Source organism: Micromonospora sp. BS32, from assembly GCF_059089345.1.
Genome location: NZ_JBSSHR010000020.1, coordinates 68,787 through 95,516, shown reverse-complemented (window position 1 = coordinate 95,516; position 26,730 = coordinate 68,787). Strand labels below are relative to the sequence as shown.

The 26,730-nt window shown below is 73.8% G+C and carries 32 protein-coding genes; 20 read left to right on the top strand and 12 right to left on the bottom strand.

Annotated features, from left to right (window positions below; translation table 11 throughout):
• Positions 1 to 403 precede the first annotated feature (403 nt).
• The 3 genes from mshD to AC5RWQ_RS24825 form a co-directional block, all read right to left on the bottom strand.
• A complete protein-coding gene (mshD, locus tag AC5RWQ_RS24835; protein ID WP_494285053.1) occupies positions 404 to 1,330 on the bottom strand; it encodes a mycothiol synthase in 927 nt (308 codons plus the stop codon).
• Between the two features lie 45 nt (positions 1,331 to 1,375).
• Positions 1,376 to 2,257 carry a polysaccharide deacetylase family protein gene (locus AC5RWQ_RS24830; RefSeq protein WP_494285052.1) on the bottom strand — a complete coding sequence of 294 codons (882 nt, stop codon included), beginning with the start codon at positions 2,255 to 2,257 and terminating at the stop codon, positions 1,376 to 1,378.
• Positions 2,258 to 2,433: 176 nt separating this feature from the next.
• Entirely contained in the window at positions 2,434 to 3,147 is a 714-nt protein-coding gene (locus AC5RWQ_RS24825) for a winged helix-turn-helix transcriptional regulator (RefSeq protein WP_334486906.1), read from the bottom strand.
• 257 nt (positions 3,148 to 3,404) lie between these two features.
• Between AC5RWQ_RS24825 and AC5RWQ_RS24820 the strand changes: the two genes are divergently transcribed.
• The 6 genes from AC5RWQ_RS24820 (at position 3,405) to AC5RWQ_RS24795 (ending at position 7,896) form a co-directional block, all read left to right on the top strand.
• Positions 3,405 to 4,454 (top strand): hypothetical protein, encoded by a 1,050-nt coding sequence (locus AC5RWQ_RS24820; protein ID WP_494285051.1) that lies wholly within the window; start codon positions 3,405 to 3,407, stop codon positions 4,452 to 4,454.
• Positions 4,455 to 4,564: 110 nt separating this feature from the next.
• On the top strand, positions 4,565 to 5,353 hold the full coding sequence (locus AC5RWQ_RS24815) for an LmeA family phospholipid-binding protein (RefSeq protein ID WP_494285050.1): 789 nt from the start codon (positions 4,565 to 4,567) through the stop codon (positions 5,351 to 5,353).
• Positions 5,354 to 5,466: 113 nt separating this feature from the next.
• Entirely contained in the window at positions 5,467 to 5,544 is a 78-nt protein-coding gene (locus AC5RWQ_RS24810; RefSeq protein ID WP_323135737.1) for an Ms5788A family Cys-rich leader peptide, read from the top strand.
• Between the two features lie 207 nt (positions 5,545 to 5,751).
• Positions 5,752 to 6,600, top strand: a complete 849-nt coding sequence (locus AC5RWQ_RS24805; protein WP_494285049.1) for a sulfurtransferase — start codon at positions 5,752 to 5,754, stop codon at positions 6,598 to 6,600.
• A gap of 5 nt (positions 6,601 to 6,605) precedes the next feature.
• Positions 6,606 to 6,929: a DUF1416 domain-containing protein gene (locus tag AC5RWQ_RS24800; RefSeq protein WP_494285048.1), complete on the top strand. Its 324-nt coding sequence runs from the start codon at positions 6,606 to 6,608 to the stop codon at positions 6,927 to 6,929.
• A gap of 118 nt (positions 6,930 to 7,047) precedes the next feature.
• Complete coding sequence (locus AC5RWQ_RS24795; RefSeq protein WP_494285047.1) at positions 7,048 to 7,896, top strand: hypothetical protein; 849 nt, start codon at positions 7,048 to 7,050, stop codon at positions 7,894 to 7,896.
• 22 nt (positions 7,897 to 7,918) lie between these two features.
• On the opposite strand, the gene AC5RWQ_RS24790 is transcribed toward AC5RWQ_RS24795, so the two are convergent.
• The 3 genes from AC5RWQ_RS24790 to AC5RWQ_RS24780 all read right to left on the bottom strand — a co-directional run bounded on the left by AC5RWQ_RS24790 (position 7,919) and on the right by AC5RWQ_RS24780 (position 10,821).
• The gene (locus AC5RWQ_RS24790; RefSeq protein ID WP_494285046.1) at positions 7,919 to 9,973 is read right to left on the bottom strand and encodes an amylo-alpha-1,6-glucosidase; all 2,055 of its coding nucleotides are present in this window, start codon (positions 9,971 to 9,973) and stop codon (positions 7,919 to 7,921) included.
• The gene (locus AC5RWQ_RS24785) at positions 9,970 to 10,350 is read right to left on the bottom strand and encodes an SCP2 sterol-binding domain-containing protein (protein WP_494285045.1); all 381 of its coding nucleotides are present in this window, start codon (positions 10,348 to 10,350) and stop codon (positions 9,970 to 9,972) included. The genes AC5RWQ_RS24790 and AC5RWQ_RS24785 overlap by 4 nt, the downstream gene beginning before the upstream one ends.
• Positions 10,351 to 10,446: 96 nt before the next feature.
• Positions 10,447 to 10,821 (bottom strand): DsrE family protein, encoded by a 375-nt coding sequence (locus AC5RWQ_RS24780; protein WP_494285044.1) that lies wholly within the window; start codon positions 10,819 to 10,821, stop codon positions 10,447 to 10,449.
• Between the two features lie 12 nt (positions 10,822 to 10,833).
• Here AC5RWQ_RS24780 and mtfM point away from each other — a divergent pair, with 12 nt between their 5' ends.
• Together mtfM and AC5RWQ_RS24770 are read left to right on the top strand one after the other, a co-directional pair.
• Entirely contained in the window at positions 10,834 to 10,938 is a 105-nt protein-coding gene (gene mtfM / locus AC5RWQ_RS24775; RefSeq protein ID WP_036376929.1) for a small membrane protein MtfM, read from the top strand.
• A gap of 55 nt (positions 10,939 to 10,993) precedes the next feature.
• Positions 10,994 to 11,584, top strand: a complete 591-nt coding sequence (locus tag AC5RWQ_RS24770; protein WP_494285043.1) for a heme-binding beta-barrel domain-containing protein — start codon at positions 10,994 to 10,996, stop codon at positions 11,582 to 11,584.
• Positions 11,585 to 11,596: 12 nt separating this feature from the next.
• On the opposite strand, the gene AC5RWQ_RS24765 is transcribed toward AC5RWQ_RS24770, so the two are convergent.
• The gene (locus tag AC5RWQ_RS24765) at positions 11,597 to 12,445 is read right to left on the bottom strand and encodes an aminotransferase class IV (protein WP_494285042.1); all 849 of its coding nucleotides are present in this window, start codon (positions 12,443 to 12,445) and stop codon (positions 11,597 to 11,599) included.
• 93 nt (positions 12,446 to 12,538) lie between these two features.
• Between AC5RWQ_RS24765 and AC5RWQ_RS24760 the strand changes: the two genes are divergently transcribed.
• The 4 genes from AC5RWQ_RS24760 to AC5RWQ_RS24745 all read left to right on the top strand — a co-directional run bounded on the left by AC5RWQ_RS24760 (position 12,539) and on the right by AC5RWQ_RS24745 (position 15,958).
• Positions 12,539 to 12,943: a Fur family transcriptional regulator gene (locus tag AC5RWQ_RS24760; protein ID WP_494285068.1), complete on the top strand. Its 405-nt coding sequence runs from the start codon at positions 12,539 to 12,541 to the stop codon at positions 12,941 to 12,943.
• Complete coding sequence (gene ygfZ, locus AC5RWQ_RS24755; protein WP_494285041.1) at positions 12,940 to 14,052, top strand: CAF17-like 4Fe-4S cluster assembly/insertion protein YgfZ; 1,113 nt, start codon at positions 12,940 to 12,942, stop codon at positions 14,050 to 14,052. The genes AC5RWQ_RS24760 and ygfZ overlap by 4 nt, the downstream gene beginning before the upstream one ends.
• A gap of 23 nt (positions 14,053 to 14,075) precedes the next feature.
• Positions 14,076 to 14,903 carry a beta-keto acid cleavage family enzyme gene (locus AC5RWQ_RS24750; protein WP_494285040.1) on the top strand — a complete coding sequence of 276 codons (828 nt, stop codon included), beginning with the start codon at positions 14,076 to 14,078 and terminating at the stop codon, positions 14,901 to 14,903.
• Between the two features lie 95 nt (positions 14,904 to 14,998).
• Entirely contained in the window at positions 14,999 to 15,958 is a 960-nt protein-coding gene (locus AC5RWQ_RS24745; protein WP_494285039.1) for an asparaginase, read from the top strand.
• A gap of 43 nt (positions 15,959 to 16,001) precedes the next feature.
• Here the strand turns inward: AC5RWQ_RS24745 and AC5RWQ_RS24740 are convergent, their stop codons facing one another.
• Positions 16,002 to 16,799, bottom strand: coding sequence for an alpha/beta fold hydrolase (locus AC5RWQ_RS24740; RefSeq protein WP_494285038.1), 798 nt, complete (start codon positions 16,797 to 16,799; stop codon positions 16,002 to 16,004).
• A 107-nt stretch (positions 16,800 to 16,906) separates the two neighbouring features.
• On the opposite strand from AC5RWQ_RS24740, the gene AC5RWQ_RS24735 reads away from it, so the two are divergent.
• The 5 genes from AC5RWQ_RS24735 to AC5RWQ_RS24715 all read left to right on the top strand — a co-directional run bounded on the left by AC5RWQ_RS24735 (position 16,907) and on the right by AC5RWQ_RS24715 (position 20,198).
• Positions 16,907 to 17,512, top strand: a complete 606-nt coding sequence (locus tag AC5RWQ_RS24735; protein WP_494285037.1) for a helix-turn-helix domain-containing protein — start codon at positions 16,907 to 16,909, stop codon at positions 17,510 to 17,512.
• On the top strand, positions 17,509 to 18,180 hold the full coding sequence (locus AC5RWQ_RS24730; protein WP_494285036.1) for a hypothetical protein: 672 nt from the start codon (positions 17,509 to 17,511) through the stop codon (positions 18,178 to 18,180). Before AC5RWQ_RS24735 ends, AC5RWQ_RS24730 begins: the two co-directional genes overlap by 4 nt.
• A 70-nt stretch (positions 18,181 to 18,250) precedes the next feature.
• On the top strand, positions 18,251 to 18,565 hold the full coding sequence (locus AC5RWQ_RS24725) for a DUF2516 family protein (RefSeq protein ID WP_334486945.1): 315 nt from the start codon (positions 18,251 to 18,253) through the stop codon (positions 18,563 to 18,565).
• Complete coding sequence (locus tag AC5RWQ_RS24720; RefSeq protein ID WP_494285035.1) at positions 18,562 to 19,449, top strand: alpha/beta fold hydrolase; 888 nt, start codon at positions 18,562 to 18,564, stop codon at positions 19,447 to 19,449. Before AC5RWQ_RS24725 ends, AC5RWQ_RS24720 begins: the two co-directional genes overlap by 4 nt.
• Before the next feature lie 11 nt (positions 19,450 to 19,460).
• Positions 19,461 to 20,198 carry an alanyl-tRNA editing protein gene (locus AC5RWQ_RS24715; RefSeq protein WP_334486949.1) on the top strand — a complete coding sequence of 246 codons (738 nt, stop codon included), beginning with the start codon at positions 19,461 to 19,463 and terminating at the stop codon, positions 20,196 to 20,198.
• On the opposite strand, the gene AC5RWQ_RS24710 is transcribed toward AC5RWQ_RS24715, so the two are convergent.
• Positions 20,195 to 20,893 (bottom strand): nucleotidyltransferase domain-containing protein, encoded by a 699-nt coding sequence (locus AC5RWQ_RS24710; RefSeq protein WP_494285034.1) that lies wholly within the window; start codon positions 20,891 to 20,893, stop codon positions 20,195 to 20,197. The two genes, AC5RWQ_RS24715 and AC5RWQ_RS24710, sit on opposite strands and share 4 nt — an antisense overlap.
• Positions 20,894 to 20,970: 77 nt before the next feature.
• Here AC5RWQ_RS24710 and AC5RWQ_RS24705 point away from each other — a divergent pair, with 77 nt between their 5' ends.
• On the top strand, positions 20,971 to 21,888 hold the full coding sequence (locus AC5RWQ_RS24705; protein WP_494285033.1) for an SDR family oxidoreductase: 918 nt from the start codon (positions 20,971 to 20,973) through the stop codon (positions 21,886 to 21,888).
• Here AC5RWQ_RS24705 and AC5RWQ_RS24700 read toward each other — a convergent pair.
• Positions 21,879 to 22,865: a helix-turn-helix transcriptional regulator gene (locus tag AC5RWQ_RS24700; protein WP_494285032.1), complete on the bottom strand. Its 987-nt coding sequence runs from the start codon at positions 22,863 to 22,865 to the stop codon at positions 21,879 to 21,881. The genes AC5RWQ_RS24705 and AC5RWQ_RS24700 overlap by 10 nt on opposite strands.
• Positions 22,866 to 22,927: 62 nt before the next feature.
• Here AC5RWQ_RS24700 and AC5RWQ_RS24695 point away from each other — a divergent pair, with 62 nt between their 5' ends.
• Positions 22,928 to 23,722, top strand: a complete 795-nt coding sequence (locus AC5RWQ_RS24695; RefSeq protein ID WP_494285031.1) for an EI24 domain-containing protein — start codon at positions 22,928 to 22,930, stop codon at positions 23,720 to 23,722.
• A gap of 1 nt (position 23,723) precedes the next feature.
• On the top strand, positions 23,724 to 24,239 hold the full coding sequence (locus AC5RWQ_RS24690; RefSeq protein WP_494285030.1) for an O-acetyl-ADP-ribose deacetylase: 516 nt from the start codon (positions 23,724 to 23,726) through the stop codon (positions 24,237 to 24,239).
• Between the two features lie 6 nt (positions 24,240 to 24,245).
• On the opposite strand, the gene AC5RWQ_RS24685 is transcribed toward AC5RWQ_RS24690, so the two are convergent.
• Together AC5RWQ_RS24685 and AC5RWQ_RS24680 are read right to left on the bottom strand one after the other, a co-directional pair.
• Positions 24,246 to 25,142: a GNAT family N-acetyltransferase gene (locus AC5RWQ_RS24685; RefSeq protein ID WP_494285067.1), complete on the bottom strand. Its 897-nt coding sequence runs from the start codon at positions 25,140 to 25,142 to the stop codon at positions 24,246 to 24,248.
• A gap of 561 nt (positions 25,143 to 25,703) precedes the next feature.
• Positions 25,704 to 26,711, bottom strand: coding sequence for a LacI family DNA-binding transcriptional regulator (locus AC5RWQ_RS24680; RefSeq protein ID WP_494285029.1), 1,008 nt, complete (start codon positions 26,709 to 26,711; stop codon positions 25,704 to 25,706).
• Positions 26,712 to 26,730: the final 19 nt, after the last annotated feature.

Sequence of the window (26,730 nt, the reverse complement as noted above, 5' to 3'; positions counted from 1 at the left end):
CCACTGACCGGCTGGTACGAAGCTAGGAGGGCCAGGTGGCCGGTTCGCCGGTCGCACATGAACGGCAGGTGAACACCCACGGCCGGACGCGTGGCCGCTGCCTGAGGGACGGCTGTCCGTTAGGTGAACTGCCGTCCCGCTATAGCCATAAATCCGATTTATGCGGTCAGTCGTTATCGTGCCGATGCACCGCCGTTACCTTGCGGTGACCGGGTGAGCGCCCTCAGGCGAGCCGGTCGACCGCGGCCCGGACCCGCAGCTCCTCCGGCAGCGCGCACCCAGCGGGGGCCGGCCGGGACCGGCCCGTCGTCGGGGAGGTCCGGACGGCGCGGCGCGGCCGGACGGCGCGAGCGGCAGCGCCCGGACCACACCCGCGCCGCGCCGGCCGCCGGTGCGTCCCCGGTCAGCCCAGCCGGTAGTTGACGTGCCCGCACCAGCGGGCGAACCCGAGCCGCTCGTAGAGCGCCACCGCGCGGGTGTTCGACTCGTCGACGTAGAGCATCACCCGGTCCAGCTTCCGCTGGTCGCGCAGGTGGAGGAGGCCGGCGGCGGTGAGGGCCTTGCCGAGGCCGCCGCGATGCGCGTCCGGGTCCACCCCCAGCACGTAGACCTCACCGATCCGGGCCGAGCCGGGACGCTCGTGCACCTTGGTCCAGTGGAAGCCGAGCAGCCGGCCGGTCGAGGTCTCCTCGGCGAGCAGGAAGCCGGCCGGATCGAACCACGGCTCGGCCAGGCGTACCCGCAGGTCGTCGGGGGTCCACCGGCCCTGCTCGGGGTGCTCGGCGAAGGCCCGGGCGTTGAGCGCGAGCCAGGCCGCGTCGTCCTCGCCGGGGCGGAATGCGCGCAGCGCCACCTCCTCCGACAGCGGCTGCTCGGGCAGCGGGGCGGTCAACGACCGGCGCAGCTGCCAGAGCACCCGGGCCCGGGCGAAGCCCAGGTCGACCGCGAGGGCGGCGGCGGACGGGTGGTCGCCGTGCGCCCAGGCCCGCAGCGGTCCGGAGGCCGCCGCCAGCACCCCCCGGGCCAGCGCCCGGCCGGTGCCCCGCCGCCGGTACGCCGGGTGGACCGTCAGCTCGACCCCGGTCCCGTCGGCCGGATCGGTGGTGTCCAGGTGGGCGTACCCGGTGAGGGTGCCGTCGGCGGCCCGCGCGGTCAGGTGCACGGCGGGCGCCTCCGGATCCCGCAACCGCAGCAGGGTGTGCTCGTCGAAGGGGTCCGCACCGTCGGCGTCGCCCGCGAGGCGGGCCAGGGCCACGGCCTCGGCCACCTCGGCCGGGGCGAGTCGGTCGGCCCGGGCCACCCGGTCGATCGTCGGTTCCACGCTGCTCACCGGTTCACCGTAGCCGGATCCGTCGGGGCGGTCCGGGACGACCGCTCAGGTCGCCCCGTCCGTCGGCAGGGCCTCCAGCCGGAACCGGCTGGTCAGGTCGGGCAGGATCCGGTACAGCGCGTCGACGGTGCCCTGCCGGTTCCCGCCGGCGTCGTGCATCAGCACGATCGAGCCGGCGGCGGTGCCCCCGGTGACGGCTGCGGTGATCTTCGCGGCGCCAGGCGCCTGCCAGTCGTCCGGGTCGACGGTCCAGTGCAGCGGGGTCATCCCCAGCGCCTCCGCGACGGAGACCACCGGGTGTGTCCACGCCCCACCCGGCTGCCGGAAGTACTCGATGTGCGCGTCCGGCGCGGCGGCCCGGATCGCCTCGTTGGTCCGGAGCAGGTCGGCGCGGATCGCGTCGGGGGAGCGCTTGCCGAGCAGCATGTCGTGGTTCCACGAGTGGTTGCAGAGGGTGTGGCCGTCGGCCACGATCGCCTGGATCAGGTCGGGGTGGTCCCGGGCGTTCTCGCCGACCACGCAGAAGGTCGCCTTCACCTGGTACTGGCGCAGCGCCTGCAGCACCAGCGGGGTGTACTGCGGGTCCGGTCCGTCGTCGAAGGTCAGCGCGACGTCGGGCGAGCCGGTGCTGACCCGGGCGCCGAAGAGGGTGCTGTCCGCGCCCGCGGCTATCCGGCGCTCCTCGGCCTGTTGACCGATGGACGGGGTGTCGGGATTGTCCGGCGTCGGGGTCGGCCCTCCGTCGTGCCGGGTGCTGGGCTCGGGCGCCTGGTCGCCGTACTCGGCACCGCCGACGCTGGTGGCGACGCCGCCTCGGGAGGGCGGGTCGGGCACCAGGCTGCGACCGAGCGCGTACGCGGAGCCGAGCAGGGCGGCGACCACCAGCGTGACGATGCCGACGGCGCGGCCGGTCGATCCGGCGCGCATCAGTGCCACCGTCCGAGCGGACCGCCGAACCGACCCTTCGTCGCCCCCCTGGTCAGTGCACGCACCGTCGCCCCCTTCGCCCTGTTGCCCGCAGATCAGACTAGAGCCGGCAACAGGTGCAAAAAGGGCGTATCGGAAACAGTCGTTCGATCAGAGTGGAGCCGGGACGGGTGGCGTCAGACCGGCAGCGGGGCGTGCTCCGACTCGGGCAGCGACCGCGACGGCGGGACCACGAACTTGTAGCCCACCTGGCGGACCGTGCCGATCATCGACTCGTACTCCGAGCCGAGCTTGGCCCGCAGCCGCCGGACGTGCACGTCCACCGTGCGGGTGCCGCCGAAGTAGTCGTAGCCCCAGACCTCGCGGAGCAGCTGGTCCCGGGTGAAGACCCGACCGGGGTGCTGGGCCAGGAACTTCAGCAGCTCGAACTCCTTGTAGGTGAGGTCGAGCGGCCGGCCCTTCAGCTTCGCCGCGTAGGTGTCCGGGTCGATGGTCAGCTCGCCGGCCCGGATCGAGCCGCCCGCCCCGGCGGTGGCGTTGCTCAGCCGGCCGACCGCGAGCCGCAGCCGGGCCTCCACCTCGGCCGGCCCGGCGCCGGCCAGGATCACGTCGTCCACGCCCCAGTCGGCGTTCAGGGCGATCAGGCCGGCCTCGGTGACCACCGCCACCAGCGGCACGCCCAGGCCGGTGGCGTGCAGCATCCGGCAGGTCGCCCGGGCCTCGCTCAGCTCGGAACGGGCGTCGACCAGCACGGCGTCCGGGCTGGGCCCGGAGACCAGCGTGCGGACGTCGCGGGGCGCCGTGCGGACCGAGTGCGGCAGCAGGTCGAGCGCCGGCAGCACTGCCGATGGTTCACCTGCGCGCGCGGTCACCAGCAACAGGATCTCCACACGATCACCTCCGTCCCGGCGGCGCGTGGCCGCTGGCGACCAGCGGCACGCGCCCTGGGAATGGGCGTGGCGCTGAGAACTTGCGTGGGTCCCGGCGTCGCTGACGGGCGGGTAACGGCTTGAGCGTAACCGATCGCCCAGGTGAGGCCCGGGCGTCCTTTCCCGTTTGCCTGTTCTGTCCCTGAACGCTCCGCAGGTTTTAACGTTGCCGAAACCGTGACCTCCGCCGGAGCGCCCTGGTCTGGCACGATCGGGGCGTGTTTCCCTCGACCTCGCCCGAGACCGGTCGCGACCGGTGGGCCGACGACGCGCACCCGGCCCCGGCCGGACCCTCCCGCGGCTACCCGCCGGATCCGCGTACCGGCCCGCCCGACGACGGTGAGCAGCGGCGCGAGCGCGGCGGGCCACGCCGGGCCCGCAAGGGCGGCTCGCCCCGCCGGCCGGACGACGAGCCCGAGGAGCCGGAGGAGGAGCCGGTCGAGCCGGTCGAGATCCGCAAGCCGCTCGCGCTGACCGTCGCGGGCTTCGCCGCGCTGCTCGGCGTCGGCCTGGTGCTCGGCGCGCAGACCGCCGGCCCCGGGCACCGGCTGCCGTTCGCGTTCATCGTCTTCGGCGTCCAGTTGCTCTTCGTCCTCGCCTGGACGATGGCCATGCGCCCCCCGGCGCTGCTGCTCGTGGCGGTGGTCAGCGCCGTGGTCGCGGCGGTCGCCGACACCGCCGCCGTCCAGTCGGACATCGCCGGCCTGGCCCCGCTGGGCTACGCCGCCGCGGGCGGCTTCGTCCTCGGCGTGCTCGGCCAGCTGGTCCGCCGGGTCGACCGGATACGGGTGACCGACTCGCTCGGCAGCACCCTGCTGATCGTGGTCGGCGTGGTCGCCTTCGCCACCCTGATCACGCTGAGCCGGATCCCGGCCGGCACCCAGGCGATCACCGTCTGCCTGGTCGCCAGCGGCGTGGCCATCACCGTGGCCCGGCTCACCGACGCGGTCCTGCCCTGGCCCCGGCTGGCCCCCCAGGTGCCCCGGGGCGCGGCCGGCGTCGTCGGCGGGGCGATGATCGGCACGTTGACCAGCGCCGTGCTCGGCAGCTACCTGGTCGGCTTCACGCCGACCAGCGCGGCGGTGATCGGCCTGGTCACCGCGGCCACCGCCGTGCTGGCCGACCTCGCCGTCGGGTACGCCGAGGCGGGCCGGCTGATGGCCGGCGAGCCGCCCACCCTGTGGATCGCCCGGCACCTGCAGGGTCCGCTCGGCGGTTTCGCGCTCGCCGCACCGGCCGCGTACGCGATGTGCGTGCTCTTCCTCTGACGGCACGGTTGAGCGTTCCGGCGCTCGGGTAGTAGCGGTGCGCCGTACCGTGTCGTTGGCCAGGAGCCGGCGAGGCGGACACCCGACGGCGACGAGACACAGGAGGCGGCGTGGCTGAGGCGTATCCGGCGTACGAGGAGCGTCCCCGGCGGCGCGGGCGCAAGGCGGTCGTCACGCTGGTCGTGCTGCTGCTGGTCCTGGCCGGCCTGCTCGTGGTGGCCGACCGGGTGGCGGCCGGGGTGGCCGAGCGGGCCATCGCCGACCAGGTGAAGCAGGAGGTCGCCAAGCAGAACGCGCAGTCCTCCGCGCCGAAGGTGGACGTCGGCGGCTTCCCCTTCCTCACCCAGGTCCTAGGCGGGAAGTACGAGCGGATCTCCATCGTGCTGACCGACGTGCAGGGCCCGGTCCAGGGGAAGGCGGTGAGCCTGCCCCGGCTCGACGTGGACGCACGCAACGTGCGGGCCTCGCTGGACACGCTGCGGTCCGGGCAGGGCGACGTGGTCGCCGAGTCGGTCGACGGCACCGGCACGGTCACCTACGACAGTCTGGCGAAGCTGCTGGACCGGCCGGGGCTGAAGCTCGGCGAGCAGAACGGGAAGCTGGCGGTGACCGCCCCGGTGGACATCCTCGGCCAGAAGCTAACCGTGGCCGGCACCGCCGAGGTGACCGTCGCCGACAACGGCAAGGTGGCGCTGCGCTTCAACGACCTGAACGCCGAGGGGCTGCCCGCGGTGCCGCTGGCCCGGACGCTGCTGAGCAACTACGCCCAGGGCATCTCGATCGACGTGCCCCTGCCGGAGTTGCCGTTCCAGCTCAACGTCCGCAAGGTCGAGCCGAAGCCGGAGGGGCTGATGGTCACGGCCGACGCGAAGGACGTACCCATCAACTCGGCCGGCTGACCCGGTCCCCGCGCCCGGCCCGGCTTCGGCCGGGCCGTCGGCGTTCCCGGGCGCGTCCCGGATGCTGGTCGGTCCGGTGGCATGCGCGAAGGCGGCTGGTAGTGTCCGTGCTCATGGGGACGCACCTCACCAAACGGCGCGCGGTCGACCTGTGCCGCGTGGCCACCTGCCTGTGTCGCTCCGTCATCTGACGGCGGGGCTGTCTCCGGCCGCCTAGCGGCCAACCGGCTTCAGGGTCCACGTACCCTCCCGGTGCTCTCCCACCGAAACGCCCGGCAGCGGCGCCGTCGCACGAACCCGTGATCCGTTCCTCTATGGGTCCCGCGCGTGGTGCGACAATCACCAATTTCGATCCACCCGCGCTGGCTCACCATCCATCCTCACCAGGGAGTGATCTGATGAGTCGCGACACCGCACTCGTCTCGGCCGAATGGGCCGAGAAGAACATCGACGCCCCGGGCGTCGTCTTCGTCGAGGTCGACGAGGACACCTCGGCCTACGACACCGGCCACATCGCCGGTGCCATCAAGCTCGACTGGAAGACCGACCTCCAGGACCCGGTCCGCCGGGACTTCGTCAACAAGGCCCAGTTCGAGGCGCTCCTCTCCGAGCGCGGCATCGGCAACGACGACGCCGTGATCCTCTACGGCGGCAACAACAACTGGTTCGCCGCCTACGCGTACTGGTACTTCAAGCTCTACGGCCACCGGGACGTCAAGCTGCTCGACGGCGGCCGCAAGAAGTGGGAGCTGGACGCCCGCCCGCTGGTCACCGACAAGGTGGAGCGCCCGAGGACGCAGTACGTCGCGCAGGAGCCGGACACCTCGATCCGGGCCTTCCGCGACGAGGTGGTCGACGCGATCGGCACCAAGAACCTGGTCGACGTGCGCAGCCCCGACGAGTACGCCGGCCGGCTGCTCGCCCCCGCCCACCTGCCGCAGGAGCAGGCCCAGCGGGCCGGTCACGTGCCCACCGCGATCAGCGTTCCGTGGTCCAGGGCGGCCAACGAGGACGGCACCTTCAAGTCCGACGACGAGCTGCGCAAGATCTACGCCGACGCCGGGCTGGACGACGGTCGGGAGACCATCGCCTACTGCCGGATCGGCGAGCGCTCCTCGCACACCTGGTTCGTGCTGCAGGAGCTGCTCGGCCACCAGAACGTGAAGAACTACGACGGCTCCTGGACCGAGTACGGCTCGCTGGTCGGCGTGCCGGTCGCGCTCGGCGACGAGCCGGGGAAGGCGTGATCACCATGACTGCTGTCACCACCGCCGCGGGCTGCGCCGCTCCGGACCAGGCCGCGCCGCTGCCGGCCAGCCTGGACATGGAGAAGGAGACCGTCATCACCGGCCTGGTCAAGGCCGAGTCCGGCGAGGCCGTGCCGGGCGCGTACGTGCGCCTGCTCGACTCGACCGGTGAGTTCACCGCCGAGGTGGTCACCTCGCCGGCCGGCCAGTTCCGGTTCTTCGCCGCGCCGGGCAGTTGGACGCTGCGGGCGCTGTCCCGGCACGGCAACGGCGACACCGCCGTGACCGCCGGACGGGGCATCAACGAGGTCTCCGTCACCGTCGCCTGACCCACGCTCTGATCGGCCCGGGGCCGGTCACCCCGCCGGGGGTGACCGGCCCCGACCGCGTGCGGTGGCCCCGGCCACCGCGGAAGGCGCGGCGGACGGCGCGTGACACGATGAGCGGGTGAGTACCGTCCAGGCGGGGTGGGCCCCGCCGAGTGGTCCGCCGGAGCCGGCGCCGAAGCGGCCCTGGCTGCGCTGGCTGCTGGCCGCGACCGTCGCGTGGGGGCTGTTGCTCGCCGGGCTGACCTGGTGGTCGGTCCGGCACGACCCGCCGACCGTCCGCGAGCAGCGCACCCTCGCCCAGGCCGTGCCGGTCCTCAACCGGGCAATGGGTCAGCTGGTCACCGCGGTCGGCGACGGCGCCTGGACGCTGACGCCGGAGAAGGTCGAGCGGGGCTGCCGGGTCACCCCGATGGCCGACGGCGTGTCGCTGAGCCGGGGCGTGGACGTGCTGGTTCCCGCAGGCGGGGAGCGGGCGCTGCTGGAGCGGGTCGCGGACCGCCTCCCCGCCGGCTGGCGGGCCGGTGTCCGGACCAGCACGGACGGCCCCCGGCTCCGGGCCGACGCCGGCGAGTTCGTGGCCGTCGAGGGGCGGGTGGTCAGCGGCGGTCGGGTCCGGCTCTCCGCCGACACCGGATGCCGCCGGGCGGACGTCGAGATCGGCACGCTGCTGCCGGGGTACCCGGGGGAGCAGACCCTGGACGAGGCGCTGCGCGCCCTCGCCCGGTCGGCCACCGGCCCCACCGAGCGGGTCGCCGCCAGCTGCCCGGGGGGCGGCGCCGCCCGGACCGTCACCGTCCCGGCCGGCCCCGCGCCGGTGTCGCTGGCCGCGCTCCGGCCGCTGGCCGCCGGCGCACCGGTGGTCGACACCCCCGAGGTGTACGCCTACCGGCGCGGCCCGGTCGTCGTACTGGCCGACGCGACCGGTGAGCAGCTTCGGCTGAGCGCCTCCACCGGTTGCGCCGGCTGACCGGCGCCCGCCGTCGGGTGTGTCAGTGCCCGCTGGTCGAGTCGTGCGGGGTGCGGCTGCGGCCCAGGGCGTCCACCCGCCCCCACCGGCCCGGGATGTCCAGCAGCTCCACCCGACCCATGCCCTCCGGCACCGCCGGGTCGATGATCAGGTGGTCGCCCTGCGGCTCCAGCCCGAGGATCACCCGCAGCAGCAGCAACGGGGTGCCGGCCGACCAGGCCTGCGGACTGCACGCGGTCGGGTACTGGACCGGGTAGTCGGTGAGGCCGCGCTCGTACCCGGCGAACGCCTCGGGTAGCCGTCCGTGGAAGAACCGGGAGGCGCTGAGCATCGCGTCGCAGATCCGTCCGGCCTCCTCCCGGAAGCCGTACCGGGCCAGGCCCCAGGCGATGAACGCGTTGTCGAACGGCCAGACCGTTCCCACGTGGTAGCCGATCGGGTTGTAGCGGCCCTGCTCGGTGGCGAGGGTCCGCACCCCCCACCCGGAGAAGAGCCGTGGGCCGAGCAGGTGCTCGGCGATCCGGGCGGCCCGTGACTCGTCGACGATGCCGCTCCATAGCAGGTGGCCGATGTTGGAGGTGAGCGCGTCGACGTGCCGCCCCTCGGGGTCGAGGGCGAGGGCGAAGTAGTTCTTCTCCGGGATCCAGAAGTCGCGGTTGAACCGTTCCTTGAGCGCCGCCGCCTCCCGTTCCAGCCGGTCGGCGTAGGCGGGGTCGTTCCAGAACTTCCGGGCCATCCGGGCGCCGCGCACCTTCGCGTCGTACGCGTACCCCTGGATCTCGCAGGTGGCCCGGGGGAACGCCGGCAACCGGCCGTCGGCGTACGAGATGGAGTCCCAGGAGTCCTTCCAGCAGTGGTTCTCCAGGCCGGTCTCCGAGTTGCGGGTGCGGTACCAGACGTAGCCGGTGCCGAGCAGGTCGCCGTACGAGTCGATCCAGGCCAGGGCCGCCCGGGCGGCGAACTCCAGCTGCTTGACGAGCGTGGCGTCGCCGGTCCAGCGCTCGTACTCGTCGAGCAGGATCACGAAGAGTGGGGTGGCGTCGGCCGAGCCGTAGTAGGGGGAGTGCGGCTGCTCCTCGAAGCCGGCCGTCTCGCCGTAGCGCAGCTCGTGCAGGATCTTGCCGGGCTCCTCGTCGCGGAAATTGTCCAGCCGGTGGCCCTGGAGGCCGGCCAGCATCAGGATGGTCGGCGGGACGAGATCCGGCAGGAACGGCAGCAGCTGAAACGAGGTCAGAATGCTGTCTCGGCCGAAAAGGGTCATGAACCAGGGCAGCCCGGCGGCGACCAGCCGGACCCCGAGTGTGATCGACTCGTACCGGAGGGCGGCCAGGTCGTTGAGACTCTGCCGGTACGCCCCGGCGAGGGGCTCGCAGTCGCAGCCCAGCGTCGGCGCCCGGTCGAGGAGTTCCTGCTGCTCGGCCCGGATGGCGGCGACGGTGCGGCTACCGCCGAGCGGGGTGGTGGCCCGGACGTCCTCGCCCCGCGCGCCGTAGATGACCGTCGCCACGTGCAGCCTGGTCTTCCACTCGCCGTGCGGGCCCACCGTGATGGACCAGGTCATCCCGGCCTGGTCGACGTCCCCGGCCGCGGTGCTGGTGATCACCGCCTCCCGGTGGAACGCCTCCCGCCGGTAGGTCAGCCGCAGCTCGTTTTCGCCGGCGACGGCGGTGGTCCGGCCCTGCTTCCGCCGCTTGTGCTTGATCTCGAAGAGGTCGGCGAAGTCAGAGCCCATGTCCATCCGGAGCCGGAACCCCATCTCCCGGCCGGAGTGGTTGATCACGGTCAGTTCCTCGCTGAGGCTGCCGCCGATGTCCCGCCGGCGGATCACCGACACCTTCGCGTCGAGGTAGTGCGTCGGCTCGCCGGGGACCAGGAAGAAACGGGTCTGGTACGAGTTCGCGTCGTCGATGGAGAGTTCGTGCAGCCGCTCGCCGTCGAGGGTGAGCAGCCAGGTGGAGAGGAAGCGGGTGTCGAAGGAGAAGAGCCCGGTGGGGAAGTCGTACGACGGTTCGATGTCCCCCCGGCGGTCGCTGACCAGGAACGTGTTGCCGTCGAGGATGCTGACCAGTTGTTTCATCCCCGCCGTCCGACCTGCTCCCGGGCGACCTCCCGGGGGTCGCGGGCACCCGGCGGGTCGGGAAAGAAGCGGCGGAAGGCGAGGAAGAGCGCCACGTTGCCGCTGAAGGTGGTCTCGTTGCGCAGCACCGCCGAGATGCCCTGGGCGCGCCCGGTGACCAGCCGTTCGAAGAGGTCCGCGCTGCTGTTCCAGATGGCGTCCGCCGGGCCGCGGGCCCGGTTCACCACGATCTCGCCGGGGCTCAGCTGGACCAGCCAGTGCTCGGTGCGGTTGCCGGAGGCGAGGTCGATCTGGATCGTCCCGCTGACTGGCCCGTGCAGCACCGCCGGGGCGCGCGCCGGCAGCGATGCGAAGAACTCCTCCGTCGCCTCGTTCACATCCGAATGGTAGGCAGCGGGCCGACAAGCCGGGTCAATATCGGCACTCCGGACAGATCGGACGGAGCATGCCGGCCGATCGGCCGACGGCGGAGGTCAGTAGACCAGCGCCTGGGCCCCCTCGGCGATCGCTTCCTCGACGAAGACCGCCGCCCCGGCGATCCGCACGCCGGGCAGCACGTCGTCCGGGCCGATCTCCCGGCGGGCGACGCACTGGGTGCAGGCGGTGACCCGGCCGGTGGTGAGGATGACGTGCAGCAGCTCGGCCAGCGGCGCGGAGTGCGGCAGGTCGAACTCCTCGGCCCTGCCGGGCAGCGCGAACCAGGTCGACTCGCCGGTCAGCCAGAGCGACACCTCCACCCCGGCCGCGGCGGCGGTGGCGGCGACGGTGAAGGCCTGGGCGCACCGCTCCGGGGCGTCCGCTCCGGCGGTGGCCTTGACGACGAGAGTGCGGGCCATGCCACCCAGCATAGGATGACCATGATGGTTACCGAGATCGGGTTCGTCAGCCTGCTGGTCGCGGGCCTGGGCGCGCTCGCCGGTGGCCTGGTCTACCTTGCCGTACGCATGTCGAGAGGACGCTGGTGAGCGCGAGGAGTGAGCCGGGTCTGCGAGCCCCGCAGGCGCGAACGGAGATGGCAGCGTGAGCGACGAGAACCCGCTGCAGCCGCCGTGGCTGAACGCGCCGCCGGTCGAGGAGTACCCGTACGAGGAGAGCCACGACCTGCGGGTCGGCCCGAAGCTGCACCCGACGCTGGACGGGCTGCTGCCGTACATCGGGGTCTGGCGCGGCCGGGGCCGCGGCGGCTTCCCCACCATCGAGGACTTCGACTTCGCCCAGGAGATCCGGATCAGCCACGACGGCCGGCCGTTCCTGCACTACGAGTCCCGGGCCTGGATCCTCGACGGGGAGAGCCGGCCGGTCCGCCCGGCCGGGCGTGAGATCGGCTGGTGGCGGCCGGTGCTGGACGGCGAGCGGGCCACCGACGAGCTGGAAGCCCTGATGATGAGCCCGACCGGGATCATGGAGCTCTACATCGGCAAGCGCACCGGCACCCAGATCGAGTTCGCCACCGACGCGGTGGTGCGCACGGCCACGGCCAAGGAGGTCACCGCCGGCGCCCGGCTCTTCGGCATCGTCGAGGGCGCCCTGCTGTACGCCCAGGAGATGGCCGGCATGGGTCACCCGCTCAGCCCGCACCTCTCCGCCCGCCTGACCCGCGTCGCCGGCTGACCGCCCGGCGGCTCAGGGCAGCGGGAAGGCCAGCAGGGTCCGCAGCTTCGGGGTCAGCGGGGACGGTGGCACGGGGATGCCGTCGAGGGTGCGGAGCTCGGTGAGGCCGCGCAGGGACGAGGTGAGCCAGACACCGTCGGCCCGGAGCAGCTCCGCCGGGGTGACCATCCGCTCGGTCGCGGTCAGGCCGATGTCCGGGGCGTGGGCGAGGAGCCAGGCGCAGGTGGTGCCGGGGAGGATCCCGGTGGTGGCGGCCGGCACCGTGCGGAGCGTGTCGCCGGCCAGCCAGACCACGTTCGCGCTCGGCCCCTCCAGCACGTAGCCGTCGGAGGAGACCCAGAGCACGTCGTCCACCCCGGCGCGGGCGGCCCAGCGCCGGGCGGCGGTGCTCGCCCCGTACGAGGTCGACTTGATCCCGGCGGGCAGCCAGCCCAGCGCCGGGCGGGCCGCCGCGGGCAGCCCGAGGGGGAGGGTCGCCACCGTCACCCCGTCCCGGCGGGCCCGCTTCGCCGCCGCCGGCACCTCGCCCAGGGTGGCGTAGATCGTCGGCAGGCCGCCGCCCTCCGGCCCCCGGGTGCAGACCAGCCGCAGCGCCCCCTCCACCTCGGCGGGCCAGTCGGCTGCCACCGTGTCCAGGAGTTCCACCAGCGCCTCGTGCGGGGGCAGCGGCAGCTCGACGGCCGCCGCGCCGGCCCGCAGCCGGGCCAGGTGCTCCTCCCGCAGCCAGGGGCGCCCGTCGCGCAGGTGCATCGTCTCGAAGAGGCCGTCGCCGTGCAGCACGCCGAGGTCGTCGCCGCGCAGCACCGGCTCCCCGGGGGGTACGACGCCCCGGCCGAGCACGGCGATCCTCGATGCCACCATGACCGCCGAGCGTAGTGGCCTGCGTCGCCGCCGGCCGGACCGGCGGGGCGAGCGAACTATGATCGGACGGTGTCCGAATCCTCCCTCGCGGAAATGCTCCGCTCCCGTGGGCTCCGGCTGACGGCGCAGCGGCAGTTGGTGCTGCAGGCCGTGCTGGACCTGGGGCACGCCACGCCGGAGCAGGTGCACTCCGCGGTCCGGGAGGTCGCCGCCGGGGTCAACATCACCACCATCTACCGGACGCTGGAACTGCTCGAACGGCTCGGGCTGGTGACCCACACCCACCTGTCGCACGGGTCGCCGACCTACCACGCGGCCGGGGGGCACCAGCACGTCCACCTGGTCTGCCGCGAGTGCGGCGCGATCGACGAGATCGAGCCGGAGCTGCTCCGACCGCTCGCCGACCAGTTGGTGGCCGAGCGCGGGTTCCGGGTCGACATCGGGCACGTGGCGCTCTTCGGCGTCTGCGGCAACTGCGAGGACGGGGAACCGAAATGATCGACATCGCGGGAGCGGTGGCCGTCGAGGCGATCGACGAGTCCAGCCGGGACCAGCCGGAGCCGGCCCACCGGGCGGCCGGGGTACGCGGGGTGGCCGCGCACTACGGTGACCCGCTGCGCGAGCAGCGCACCCTCGAGACCGGGGTGGGGCTGGTCGACCGCTCGCACCGGGGCGTGATCGCGGTGCCCGGCGAGGAGCGGATCGGCTGGCTGCACACGCTGACCAGCCAGCACCTGGCCGCCCTCGCGCCGTGGCAGGGCACCGAGCTGCTGGTGCTCAGCCCGCACGGGCACATCGAGCAGCACGCGATGGTGGTCGAGGACGGCGAGACCACCTGGCTGGACACCGAGCCGGGGATGACCGGCGGGCTGCTGGCGTACCTGGAGAAGATGCGGTTCTTCAGCCGGGTCGACCCGCGGGACGCCACCGCCGACCACGCACTGCTCTCGCTGGTCGGGCCGGGGGCGGTCGACGCCGTCGGGACGCTCGGCGTGACCGGGCTCGCCGCTGCGCAGGCCGTACCGGTGCCCGGCCCGAAGTTCCGCGCGGGCGAGCTGCCGCCCCGCCCCACCGCGCTCTACGACGTCAAGCCGGTGCCGGCCGGCGGCTGGGCCCGCCGGGGCCCGCTCGGGGTGGACCTGCTGGTGCCCCGGGACGCGATGACCCAGGTGGTGCAGGAGCTGCGGGGCGCCGGGGTGCCGGTGGCCGGGCTGTGGGCCTACGAGGCGGTCCGGGTGGCCGCCCGGCGCCCCCGGGTCGGGGTGGACACCGACCACCGGACCATCCCCGCCGAGGTGGACCTGATCGGGCCGGCGGTGCACCTGGACAAGGGCTGCTACCGGGGCCAGGAGACGGTGGCCCGGGTGCACAACATGGGCAAGCCGCCGCGTCGGCTCGTACTGCTGCACCTCGACGGGGTGACCACCGACCAGCCGCCGGTGGCCGGGACCCCGGTGACCCGGGACGGCCGGGCGGTCGGGTTCGTCGGCACCGCCGTGCTTCATCACGAGCTGGGCCAGGTGGCCCTCGCGGTGGTCAAGCGCAATGTTCCCGACGACGCCGCGCTGCTGGTGGGAGAGACGGCCGCCGCCATCGACCCGGAGTAAGGGTGCCGCGTTACGATCCGGGCATGACGACAGGGACGTTGATCACGGTTGCCCCCACCGGCGCGGAGTCGGCCAAGGCGGAGGTGCCGGCGCTGCCGGTGACCCTCGACGAGTTGCTGCTGACCGCGAAGGAGTGCGAGGCGCTCGGCGCCGCCGTGATCCACGTCCACATCCGTGACGACGAGGCGAAGCCGACCCTGGACCAGGGCCGGCTCCGGGAGACCGTCACGGCGCTGCGGGAGAGCACCGACCTGATCGTGCAGCTCTCCTCCGGTGGCGCGGTGACCGATCCGGAGGCCGCCCGGCTGGCCGTGCTCGACGCCGCGCCGGACATGGCCTCCTGCACCATGGGCACGCTCAACTTCGGCGACGACGTCTTCCTCAACCGCTGGGAGTTCATCGTCGACCTGCACAGCCGGATGCAGGAGCGCGGCATCGTGCCGGAGTACGAGATCTTCGACCTCGGCCACCTCACCGCCCTCCAGCGCCTGCTCGGCAAGTACGGCCTCCCGCACGGCGGGCACGTGCACGTCGACTTCGTGATGGGCGTGCCGGGCGGGATGCCGGGCACCACGGCCACCCTGGTCGCCGCCCACCAGATGCTGCGGGACCTGCCGGAGGGGACCACCTTCTCGGCCACCGGAATCGGCCGCAGCACCATCCCGGTGATGCTGGCCGCGCTCTCCGTCGGCGGGCACCTGCGGGTCGGCATGGAGGACACCGTGTCGTACGCCAAGGGCCGGCCGGTGGAGTCCAACATGCAGCTGGTGGCCCGCGCGGTCGGCTTCGCCCAGCTCGCCCAGCGCCCGCCGCTGACCACCGCCGAGGCCCGGCAGCTGCTCGGCCTGTAAGCGACGACCCCGCCCGGCACTCCTGTACGCCGACGGCCGACGCCGCTGGTCACCCGGGTGCCGGGCCCGCCGGGCCCGTCGGTACCGTCCACTCTGTGGGAAAGACGTACGAGGGCGGCGTGCCGCTCGCCGAGGTGGTCCGGTCCGGGTTCGTGGAGGGCGTCCACCGCGGCTCGGTGGTGGTGCTCGACGCCGGCGGCGCGCCGGTCGCCGGAGCGGGTGACGTGACGTCGCCGGTCTTCCCGCGTTCCGCGAGCAAGCCGATGCAGGCGGTCGGGATGCTCGACGCCGGCCTGCCGTTGACCGACGCGGCCGACGTGGCGCTGGTCTCGGCCAGCCACTCCGGTGAGGAGTTCCACCTGGCCCGGGTCGGCGCCCTGCTGCGCGGCGCCGGGCTCGACGAGAACGCCCTGCACTGCCCGCCCGACCTGCCGTTCGCCGACGCCGCCCGGGAGGCGGTGCTGCGCGCCGGCGGCGGGCCGACCCGGGTGCAGATGAACTGCTCCGGCAAGCACACCGGCATGCTGCTGACCTGCCTCGCGGCCGGCTGGCCGCTGGACGGGTACTGGCGGCCCGAGCACCCGCTCCAGCGGCGGCTGCGGGCCGCGATCGAGGAGTACACCGGTGAGGAGGCGGCGGCCGTCGGGGTGGACGGCTGCGGCGCCCCGGTGCTCGCGGTGTCGCTGACCGGGCTGGCCGGGGCGTACCTCCGGCTGGTCTCGGCGGAGCCGGGCACGTCCGGGCGGACGGTCGCGGACGCCATGCGGGCCTACCCGGAGCTGGTCGGCGGCACCCAGGCCGACGACACCCGGCTGATGCGTGGTGTCCCCGGCGCACTCGCCAAGATCGGCGCCGAGGGCGTCATCGCCGCCGCCGTGCCCGGGGTGGGCGCGATCGCTCTCAAGATTGACGACGGCGCGTCCCGGGCCCGGATGCCGGTGCTGGTCTCGGCGCTGCGCCGGCTGGGCGTCGAGGCCCCGGTGCTCACCGAGTACGCCGAGGTTCCGCTGCTCGGTGGCGGCCTGCCGGTGGGAGCCGTCCGCGCGGTCTGGTGAGCCGCGGCCTGGCGGCACGGGGAACGCCCGGCGTGGTCCTGGCTCAGGCGAGGAAGTCGCGCAGGGCGGCGTTGACCGGCTCGGGGCGTTCCAACGGCAGCAGGTGGGCGGCGTCCGGCACGTCCGGGAGGCGTACCGCACCGGGGACCTCGGCGGCGATCCGGTCGGCGAGCCGGCGGATGTCCGGGACGTCGGCGGCGCCGGCGGTGGCCAGCACCGGCACCCGCAGCTCGGGCAGGCGGTCGATTGCCGGCGGGTCGAGTTCCGCCACCTCCACCGCGCTGAGCGCCTGCTCGGCGGCGAGCGCCCGCCGGTCCAGTTCCTCGGCGAAGGCGATCAGCTCCGGGTCGACGTCCGCCGGCTTCCGGGTCGGGCCGATCACCCAGAAGCGCACCTCGCCCGCCACGACGGCGGCGAAGTCCTCCGGGTCCACCTCGCCGACCAGGTCCTCCCAGAGCTGCTCGGTCTCCTCGGACCACTCGTGACCGGAGACCGCGGTGCCGAGGAGTGCCAGCGCCGAGACCCGCTCGGGGTGCGCCAGGGCGGTGTCGATCGCGACCGCTCCGCCGAACGAGCAGCCGACCAGTGCGGCCCGCTCGATGTCGAGGGCGTCCAGCAGGCCCACCACGTCGTCGTGGTGGGCGAACGGCTCGGGCGGCAGCGCGGAGTCGCCGTGCCCACGTAGGTCGAGGGCGATCACCCGGTGCCGTTCGGCGAGCGCCGAGAGTTGGCCGCGCCACATCCGGCGGTCGGCGATGCCGGCGTGCAGCAGCACGACCGGGCTGCCGGTCCCCAGGTCGTCGTACCCGAGGACGCCGCCGTTGATGTCGATCTTCGTCACGCCGAGCAAGCTACGGACCGGACATCCGGCACGCAATGGTGTTACCTCGCTAACTCTTGCTAGCGTTTTGCTTGCTGGAGTTAGCGGCGGCGACTACCGTTGGGCTCATGGCCGCACCCAAGGATCTACCCGACGTCGGCGGATTCATCCGTGACCTCCGCCGGAACGCCAAGATCTCGCTGCGCCAGCTCGCCGAGCAGGCGGGGGTGAGCAATCCGTACCTCAGTCAGATCGAGCGCGGGCTGCGGAAGCCGAGCGCCGAGGTGCTTCAGCAGCTCGCCAGCGCGCTGCGGGTCTCCACCCCGGCGATGTACCTGCGCGCCGGGCTGCTCGACGACAAGGAGGGTCAGGGAGTGCTCGCGGCGATCGCCGTCGATCCCGACCTGACGATGGCGCAGCGGCAGTCGCTGAGCCAGATCTACGAGACCTTCCGCCGGGAGAACGTCCGACTCGCCGAGGCCACCGCCGCGGCCGAGCAGGCCGCCGAGGGCACGCCCGCCGCCCCGGTGCCGGAGGTCGCGACGCCGACGGAGCCGACCGCCGCCGCGGCCACCGTCACCCCGGCCGCCACCGGACCCACCACTGCGGAGGGCACCCCGACCGAGGCCGTCCTCGAGTCGGTCGCCGTCACCGAGGCCGGCCCGGCGCCCGCCCCCACCACCAGTACCCCCGCCAGCAAGGCCGCCGCCGCGGCCGAGGAGGAGAAGTCATGACCCAGCCGAAGACCAACCGCATCCCGGCCCCGCTCTACGCCGCCGCAGGCGCCGGCGAGCTGGCCTACCAGCAGCTCCGCAAGCTCCCCACCGTGGTGACCGAGCTGGGCAACCGGGTCGTCAACGACGGCACCAAGGTCGTCACCGACCTCGGTGGCAAGGCCGTCGTCACCGGCTTCGAGCTGCGCCAGAAGGCCACCGAGACGCTGCGTACCGCGAACCTGACCGCGACCGGCCTGCGCGAGAAGGCCGTCCCGGCCGACCTCGACCTGGACAAGCTCCGCGACGCCGCCACCCGCAACGCCGCCGTCGTGCTGGCCGGTGCGCAGGCCGCCCAGGAGCGGGCCCTCGCCGCGTACGGCGCGCTGATCGCCCGGGGCGAGCGCGTGGTCGGCGCTGGCGTGCTGGAGGCCGCCGACACGGTGAACGCCGACATCGAGGCCACCGACGCCACCGTGCCGGTCGCGGTGAAGACCGCCGAGGTGGCGACCCCCGAGGTGAAGACCGAGGTGCCGACCCCGGCCGAGGTCGCCGAGGTCGTCGAGGCCAAGCCGGCCGCCGCGAAGACCACCCGCACCCGGGCCCCCAAGGCCGCAGCGGTGACCGCCGAGACCCCGTCGGCCAAGCTGCCGAAGACCACGAAGCGGACCCGCCCGGCCGCCGAGTGACCTTCCCAATCGACGACCCCGGAAGCGTCCTGGCGGACGATTCCGGGGTCGTCGGCATATGCTGGCCGGCATGGCCATCGCCGCGCCGATCTTCGCCTTCGCCGTCGTCGACCTGATCGACCGGATCCTGCTCGTCTTCGCGCTGATCCTCCTGGCCGTCGCCCTGGTGCACGCCATCACCCAGCGGTCCGACGCCTTCGCGGCGATCGGCACGCTGCCGAAGGGCGGCTGGATCGCCATCCTGGCGGTCTGCATGGTGCTGATCCTGCTCGGGTTCGGCGCGCTGAGCATCTTCGGGCTGATCGGCATCGCGGCCGGCCTGATCTACCTGCTCGACGTCCGGGTCGGCCTGCGTGACCTGCACGACGGCAAAGGGTTCTGGTGAGGGGTTTCCGCTGGCCCCCGCCGCCCGACGGCGGGCCCCGCACCTGGGGTCCTGGGCCCGGGGCGCCCCGGACGGGCCGGCCGGCGCTGCCGGAGCCGGAGACCGAGCTGGTCGCCACCCCGCACGGCGTACGGCTGGAACGGCTGGTCACCGGCATCGGTGACCCGGTCACCGTCTTCGCCCACGGGCTGGGCAACGGCATCGCCACCACCCGCCCGTTCGGCAGCGGCGTCACCGGTCGCAAGATCTTCTTCCAGTTCCGCGGGCACGGTCGCTCGGACGCCCCGCCCGGCCCGTGGAGCTACCTGGACCTCGCCCGCGACCTGCGGGCCGTCGCCGACCTGGCCGGCGCGACCCGGGCGTTCGGGGCCAGTCTCGGCGCCGGGGCGCTCTGCCGGCTGCTCGTGGAGAGCCCGGACCGCTTCGACAAGCTGGTCTTCTTCCTACCTGCGGTGCTCGACAGGCCGCGCGGCCCGGTGGCCCGGGAACGGCTGACCGACCTGCTCGACGCGGTGGCCGACGGGGACGCCTCCGCGGTGGCGGACGTGGTCTCGCTCGAGGTGCCCCCCGCGGTGCGCAACACCCCGGCCGGCTGGGCGTACCTGCGGCAGCGGCTCGACCAGCTGCTCCGCGACGGCCTCGCCCCCGGGCTGGCCGACCTGCCGGAGCAGGCGCCGCTGCGGGACGTCGCCGCGCTCGCCACGGTCACCGCCCCGGCGCTGGTGATCGGCTGCGCCGGCGACGACCTGCACCCGACGCACGTCGCCGAGGAACTGGCCGCCGCGCTGCCGCAGGCCACCCTGCACGTGTACGACCGACCCGGCGTGCTCTGGTCGGAACGCGCCGACCTGCGGGAGCGGATCTCGAGCTTCCTCAACGGGTAACGTCGCCTGTCATGGGCGTCACACACCACGGCCGCACCCACCGTCTGGACCTCGCCGACCCCACCCTGCGGGAGTGGGAGTCCACGGTGCTGGCGGCCGATCCCGACCAGGGCATCGTGCTGGACCGGTCGGCCTTCTACCCGGGCGGCGGCGGTCAGCCGCCGGACCACGGGGTGCTGCTCTGGCAGGGCGTACAGACCCGGATCGTCGGCACCCGCAAGGGCGACGACCTCTATCTGATCCCCGCCGAGGGCGATCCGGTGCCGCCGCCGGGCACCACGGTCACCGGGGCGGTGGAGGACGACCGGCGGACCATGCTGATGCGCACCCACTCCGGGCTGCACGTGCTCTGCGGGGTGGTGTTCCGCGACTTCGGCGCGCTGGTCACCGGCGGCAACATGGAGCCCGGAGAGGCCCGGATGGACTTCAACCTCCCCGAGGTGCCGCCGGACTTCAAGAGCCGGATCGAGGAGCTGGTCAACGCCGAGGTGGCCGCCGACCGGTCGGTCGCCGTCCGGGTGCTGCCCCGCGACGAGGCGCTCGCCCTGCCGGACATCATCCGTACCCAGTCGAACCTGATCCCGCCCGACGAGCAGGAGGTGCGGATCGTCGACATCGTCGGGCTGGACGTCCAGGCCGACGGCGGCACCCACGTCGCCTCCACCGCGCAGATCGGCAAGGTCCAGGTGGTCAAGGTGGAGAGCAAGGGCCGGGCGAACCGTCGGGTCCGGGTGCGGCTGGCCGACTAGCCGCGCGGTTCACCCCCGCTGAGTGCCGGCGGCAGGTGGGCCGCCCGCACGTCGAGCAGCCAGCGCTCCACCGTGGCCTCGTCCGGCCGCTCGGGCAGTGGGGTGTGGATCCGGTCGAAGTCCCGCTCCGCCGCGGCGACCAGCGCCTCCGCCTCGTCCAGCGCGCCGTGGGCGACCCGCTCGCCGAAGGCCCGGAACCACTCCGGGTCGGCCAGCCGGATCTCCAGCACACCGGTGGCGTAGAGCAGCCGCCCCTGGTGCAGCAGCCGGGCCAGGTGCCGGGCGTGCTTCGCCGAGCGCCGCCGGCCACCTGCCGAGGAGTCCCGGGTGGTCAGCTTCCGGAACTGCTGGCTGGCGTACCCGAGGTAGGCGGCGCGGACCCGGGGCGCGCTGAGGAACGCCGACCGGATGGCGATCAACCGCTCGCCGAACTCCGTCCGGGTCTCGTAGCAGTCGTCCGGCAGCCACATCAGCTCGGTCGCGGTCGGGTTGCCGCTCAGCGCCAGGGTGGCGTACTTCCCGGCCTCATGCAGGGTGACGTCCGGGTCGGTGGTGACCACCGACCCGCGCGGCGGGTGCAGGCCGTGGAAGGCGACCGTCGGCGCGGCGAAGACGCCGATCCGGTCCACGTCGGAGCCCGGCCCGGCGAGCCCGTACGCGACCGAGCCGACGATCCCGGAGAGCAGCAGGTGCATCCGGGGAGCATGACCCAACACACCCGATCCGCGAAACCGGACTTCGGCTGTCAGGTATCGCTGACAGGCTCGACGGCATGACGACGACACCGCTGAAGGGGAAGGTCGCGCTGGTCGCCGGGGCGACCCGGGGCGCCGGCCGGCAGATCGCCATCCAGCTCGGCGCGGCCGGCGCGACGGTCTACGCCACCGGCCGCAGCACCCGCGCCGGGCGCTCCGAGATGGACCGGCCGGAGACCATCGAGGAGACCGCCGAGCTGGTCACCGCCGCCGGCGGCACCGGCATCGGGGTACGGGTCGACCACCTCGTGCCCGAACAGGTCCGCGACCTGGTGGCCCGGATCGAGGCCGAACAGGGCCGGCTCGACGTGCTGGTCAACGACGTGTGGGGCGCCGACCCGCTGATCGCCTGGGAGAAGCCGGTCTGGGAGCAGCCGCTCGACGCCGGCTTCCGCACGCTGCGGCTGGCGGTGGACACCCACATCATCACCAGCCATTTCGCCCTGCCGCTGCTGATCCGACGCCCCGGCGGCCTGGTGGTGGAGATCGGCGACGGCACGAAGGAGTACAACGACGCGAACTACCGGCTCTCGATTTTCTACGACCTGGCCAAGGTGTCGGTGAACCGGCTCGCCTTCTGCCAGGCCCACGAGCTGAAGCCGTACGAATGCACCGCCGTCGCGCTCACTCCCGGCTGGATCCGCTCCGAGGCGATGCTGGAGCACTTCGGGGTCACCGAGGCGAACTGGCGCGACGGGGCGGCGAAGGACAAGCACTTCGTCATGTCGGAGACGCCGGCCTTCGTCGGGCGCGCGGTCGCCGCCCTGGCCGCCGACCCGGACCGGGGCCGCTGGAACGGGAAGTCCGTGGACAGCGGCGGGCTGGCCCAGGTGTACGGCTTCACCGACCTGGACGGCACCCGGCCGCACTGGTCCCGCTACTACGACGAGGTCCTGCTGACCGGCAAGCCCGCCGACGACACCGGCTACCGCTGACCGCCGGGGCCGGCGTAGCGGGCGGCGAGCCGGGCGGCCGCGTCGGCCAGGCGGGTCCGCAGCTCGGGCGGGTCGAGCACCTCCACCTCGGGGCCGAGCCGGAGCATCAGGTCGTACGCCACGGCGACCGACTCGACGGGCAGCCGGGTGGTCACCCACCCCTGCCCGTCGGGCTCGCCCGCGGCGGCCACCGCCTCGTCGTACGCGAAGGGGGCCTCGGCGATGAAGCGCAGCGCGCGGAGGCCGGCGGCGCTGAGCCGGACGGTGATCTCGTCGCCGAGCATGTCGCGCAGGAACGCCTCGGCCTGCTCCCGCCAGTAGCGGCCGAGGTCGAAGCCCTCGTCCCGGGTGAAGCCCGCCTCGCCCACCTCGACCCCGACCACCCGGTCCACCCGGTAGGTGCGCGTCGCGTCGCCGACCCGCCCGACCAGGTACCAGGTCCCGCTCTTGAGCACCAGCCCGTACGGCTCGACCCGCCGGACGACCTCCCGGTCGCGGCGCCGGTAGCGCAGCTCGACCACCCGGTCCCGCCACACCGCCCGGGCCAGCTCGGCCAGCGAAGGCGGCGGCGCCGACTCCCGGAACCAGCCCGGCACGTCCAGGTGGAACCGCTGCCCGGCCCGGGCCGGCGCGTCCCGCAGGGTGGGTGGCAGCGCGGCGAGCACCTTCAGCTCGGCGGCGGCCACGGCGTCGGCCAGCCCCATGTCGCCGGCCGGGCCGGGCAGGCCGGAGAGGAAGAGCGCCTCCGCCTCGTCCCGGCTCAGCCCGGTCAGCCGGGTCCGGTAGCCGCCGAGCAGCCGGTAGCCGCCGGCCCGGCCCCGGTCCGCGTAGACCGGCACCCCGGCGGCGGAGAGCGCCAGCACGTCCCGGTAGACGGTCCGCTCGGAGACCTCCAGCTCGCGGGCGAGCTCGGCGGCGGTCATCGCCTCCCGGGACTGCAACAGCAGCACCAGGGAGATCAGCCGGGACGCCCGCACCGCTCCATCCTGCCTCGCGGCTGCCCGGCCGGGGTGGCCGCCGGCCACTAGGCTCTGCGGTCGTGGACGCACCCCGCAGCATCGCCGCGCCGGTCACCGGCGCCGTCGGCCGTTTCTTCTCCGGTGTCGGCCTGCTCCTGCGTGGCCTGGGCCTGTACGTCCGCAGCCCCGGGCTGATGCTGCTCGGCGTGGTGCCGGCGCTGATCTCCGGCGCGCTCTTCGTCGGCGCGCTCGCCGCCCTGGTGTACTTCGTGGACGATCTGGCCGCGGTCGTCACCCCGTTCGCCGACGACTGGTCGACCACCGGCCGCAGCCTGGTCCGGGTGATCGCCGGGCTGGCCTTCCTCGGGCTGGGCGGCCTGCTCGGGGTCGTCACCTTCACCGCGGTCACCCTGGCCATCGGCGACCCGTTCTACGAGCGGATCTCCGAGCGGGTGGAGGAGCGGCTGGGCGGCACCCCGGGCGCGGTGGAGGTGCCGCTCTGGGCGTCGGTGCGACGCAGTGTCGTCGACTCGCTGCGGCTGGTCGGCCTCTCGGTGCTGATCGGCGTTCCGCTCTTCGCCGCCGGGTTCATCCCGGTCGTCGGGCAGACCGTGGTGCCGGTGATCGGCGCGGCGGTCGGTGGCTGGCTGCTCGCCGTGGAGCTGGTCGGCGCGCCGTTCTCCCGGCGTGGGCTGCGGCTGCTGGACCGGCGGGCCATGCTGAAGGCGGACCGGCCGACCGCGCTCGGCTTCGGCGTGGCGGTCTTCCTCTGCTTCCTGATCCCGCTCGGCGCGGTGCTGGTCATGCCGGCCGCCGTCGCCGGGGCCACCCTGCTGACCCGCCGGTCGCTCGGACAGCACATTGAGGAGCGCTGACATGGAGATCACCCTGGTCGAGGGGGACATCACCGCCCAGCGGGTCGACGCGATCGTCAACGCGGCCAACTCGTCCCTGCTCGGCGGCGGGGGCGTGGACGGCGCGATCCACCGCCGGGGCGGACCGGCGATCCTGGCGGAGTGCCGGGCGCTGCGCGCCTCTCGGTACGGCCGGGGGCTGCCCACCGGCCAGGCGGTCGCCACCACCGCCGGTGACCTGCCGGCCCGTTGGGTGGTGCATACCGTCGGGCCGGTCCATTCGGCCACCGAGGACCGCTCGGCGCTGCTGCGTGACTGCTACGCCAGCAGTCTGGCGGTCGCCGACGGGCTGGGCGCGGTCACGGTGGCCTTCCCGCTGATCTCGGCCGGCGTCTACGGCTGGCCGGTCGAGGACGCGGTCCGCCAGGCGTTGACCGTGCTGCGGGCCGCCACGCCGGTCAACGTCGTCGAGGCCCGGCTGGTGCTGTTCGGCGCCGACACGTGCGCCACCGCGGTCCGGGTCGCCGAGTCGACCTGACGCCGCTCAGTCGAGGTCGCGCAGGCAGGTCCACTGGGATCTTACCGGCCGGTAGCCGAGCCGGGTGTTCACCGCCAGCATCGGCGCGTTGGCCGCGTCGTTCGAGGTGTACGCGACCCGTGCCCCGCCGCCGGCGGCCCTGTGCAGGGCGGCCTGCTTGACCAGCCGGGCCAGGCCACGTCCCCGGTACTCGGGCACCGTGCCGGTGTAGTCGGACCACAACCGGTCCCCGTCCCGCTTGACCAGGCTGAACGAGGCCAGCTCGCCGTCGATCTCGGCGGCGGTGCTGGCGTCCCGGTCCAGCCCCGGGTTCTCCCAGATCTCGTACCGCCAGATGTCGTAGCCGACCGCGTCCGACGGCACGTCCCGAGGCTCGCTGGCGGCCGACGCGACGTCGGCCCGGTGGATCCGGCGCGGGTCCAGCTCGGCCGCCGAAAGCAGCCGTACGCCCGGCGGCGGCTCGGGCATCGGCGGCGCCGGCCGCAGGTCGAGCGCCGAGTAGCGCAGCTCGCGGCTCGGCGCGAAGCCGTGCCGGCGGGCGAAGGGCAGGGACTCCTCGCGCGCCCAGGTGAGCACCCGACGGGCGCGGATCGAGCGCAGGTGCGCCAGGGCGGCGGTGAGCAACCCCGTCCCCGCGCCCCGTCCCCGGTGCTGCGGGTGGACGTGCAGGGTGGAGATCTCGCCGAAGTCCGGCTCGGAGGTCTGACTGTTCCGGTACGCCGACGCCCAGCCGACCACCTGCCCGTCCGCCTCGGCGACCCAGGCCGTCCAGTCCTCCCCGGGCGGCGGCTCGGCGATCATCCGCCGGGTCGACTCGACCCCGCGCACCAGATACGGGTGGACCAGCGCCCGCAGCGCCACCACCCCCGGCGCGTCCTCCGGCCGGGCGGTGCGGATCAGCACGCGTCCCGCCAAGGTGCCCTGGGGCGTGGTCGCGTGGCGCAGGGGATCAGGCATGCCGGCAAGGGTAGGCCGGCCGGGGTTGGCGCGCGACGCAATTGCCGGCCGGATCTCGGCCGTCACTCTCTGCGAATATGGGCCCGCATCACTGATGGTGACGCCCCGCCACCCGCCCGACTCTCCCCTCGGACGCTTTGCTCTGCTGCCGCCACCGCAACACCGAATATGAGCAGGGATTTCTCTGTGCCGAGTGCCTGTCGGAACCGGCAGGGTGATGACAGGGTGTGACTGTTGCCTCCGCAGCAGCAGAGCAAAGGATCCGAGGTGATGGGGGCCGCCTCGGCCGAAAGTCACCGTCGGTGACCGAAGGCCGACCGAAGGCCGACCGAAGGCCGACCGAAGGCCGACCGAAGGCCGACCGAAGGCCGACCGAAGGCCGACCGAAGGCCGACCGGAGGCCGACCGGAGGCCGGCCGGGGATCGGCAGTGCGGCCGGGGATGGGCAGTGCCGGGCGGTGCGCAGAAGAGCGGGCGAGCCGATCGGCGTCGGTCAGGCGCCGCTGGTCAGGCGGACTGCCGGACCACCAGTTCCGTCGGCAGCACCACGGCGCGTTCGACCGACTCACCAGCGGCCAGCGCCAGCAGCAGCCGGGTCATCTGGCGGCCGAGTTCGACTATCGGCTGCCGGACGGTGGTCAGCGGCGGCTCGGTGTAGGCCGCCGTCTCGATGTCGTCGAAGCCGATCACCGCCACGTCGTCCGGCACCCGGCGGCTCGCCTCGCGCAGGGTGCGCAGGGCGGCGTGCGCCATCAGGTCGGAGGCCGCGAAGACCGCGTCCAGGTCCGGGTAAGCGGCGAGGAGCTGCCGCATCGCGGTCGCCCCGGACTCCCGGGTGAAGTCCCCGTACGCGACCATCTCCGGCAGTCCCGCCGCGGCGACCGTGTCCCGGTAGCCGACGTACCGCTCGATGCCGGCGACCATGTCCTGCGGGCCGGCGATGGTGGCGATCCGTCGGCGACCGGTCCGGATCAGGTGCCGTACCGCCTCGGTGACCCCGCCGACGTGGTCCACGTCGACGTACGGCACGTCGGCGCCGTCGAGTGGTCGACCGCTGCACACCACCGGGATGCCGAGCCGGGCCAGCCGGCCGGGAAGCGGGTCCTCGCCGTGCAGCGAGGCGAAGAGCACCCCGTCCACGTGCCGGCCGGTGGTGTACCGCTCGACCCGGTCGTGCCCGGCCGGCGAGCCGGCCAGCATCAGCACGAGCTGCTTGTCCGCCGCCTCCAGCTCCTGGGCCGCGCCCCGGATGATGCCCGGGAAGACCTGGTCGTCGGAGAAGACCCGGGTGGCCGCCTCCGGCATCACCAGGGCGATCGAGTCGGTCCGCTGGGTGACCAGGCTGCGGGCGGCCAGGTTGGGGATGTACCCCAGCTCCTGGACCGCCCGGCGGACCGCCTCCTGGATCGGCTCGGCAACGGTGGTGGAGCCGTTCACCACCCGCGAGACGGTCGCCCGGGACACACCGGCCCGCCGGGCGACCGCCTCCAGGGTTGGTCGCTGTGCCGTCGTCATCCCCGTAACCACCATCTCG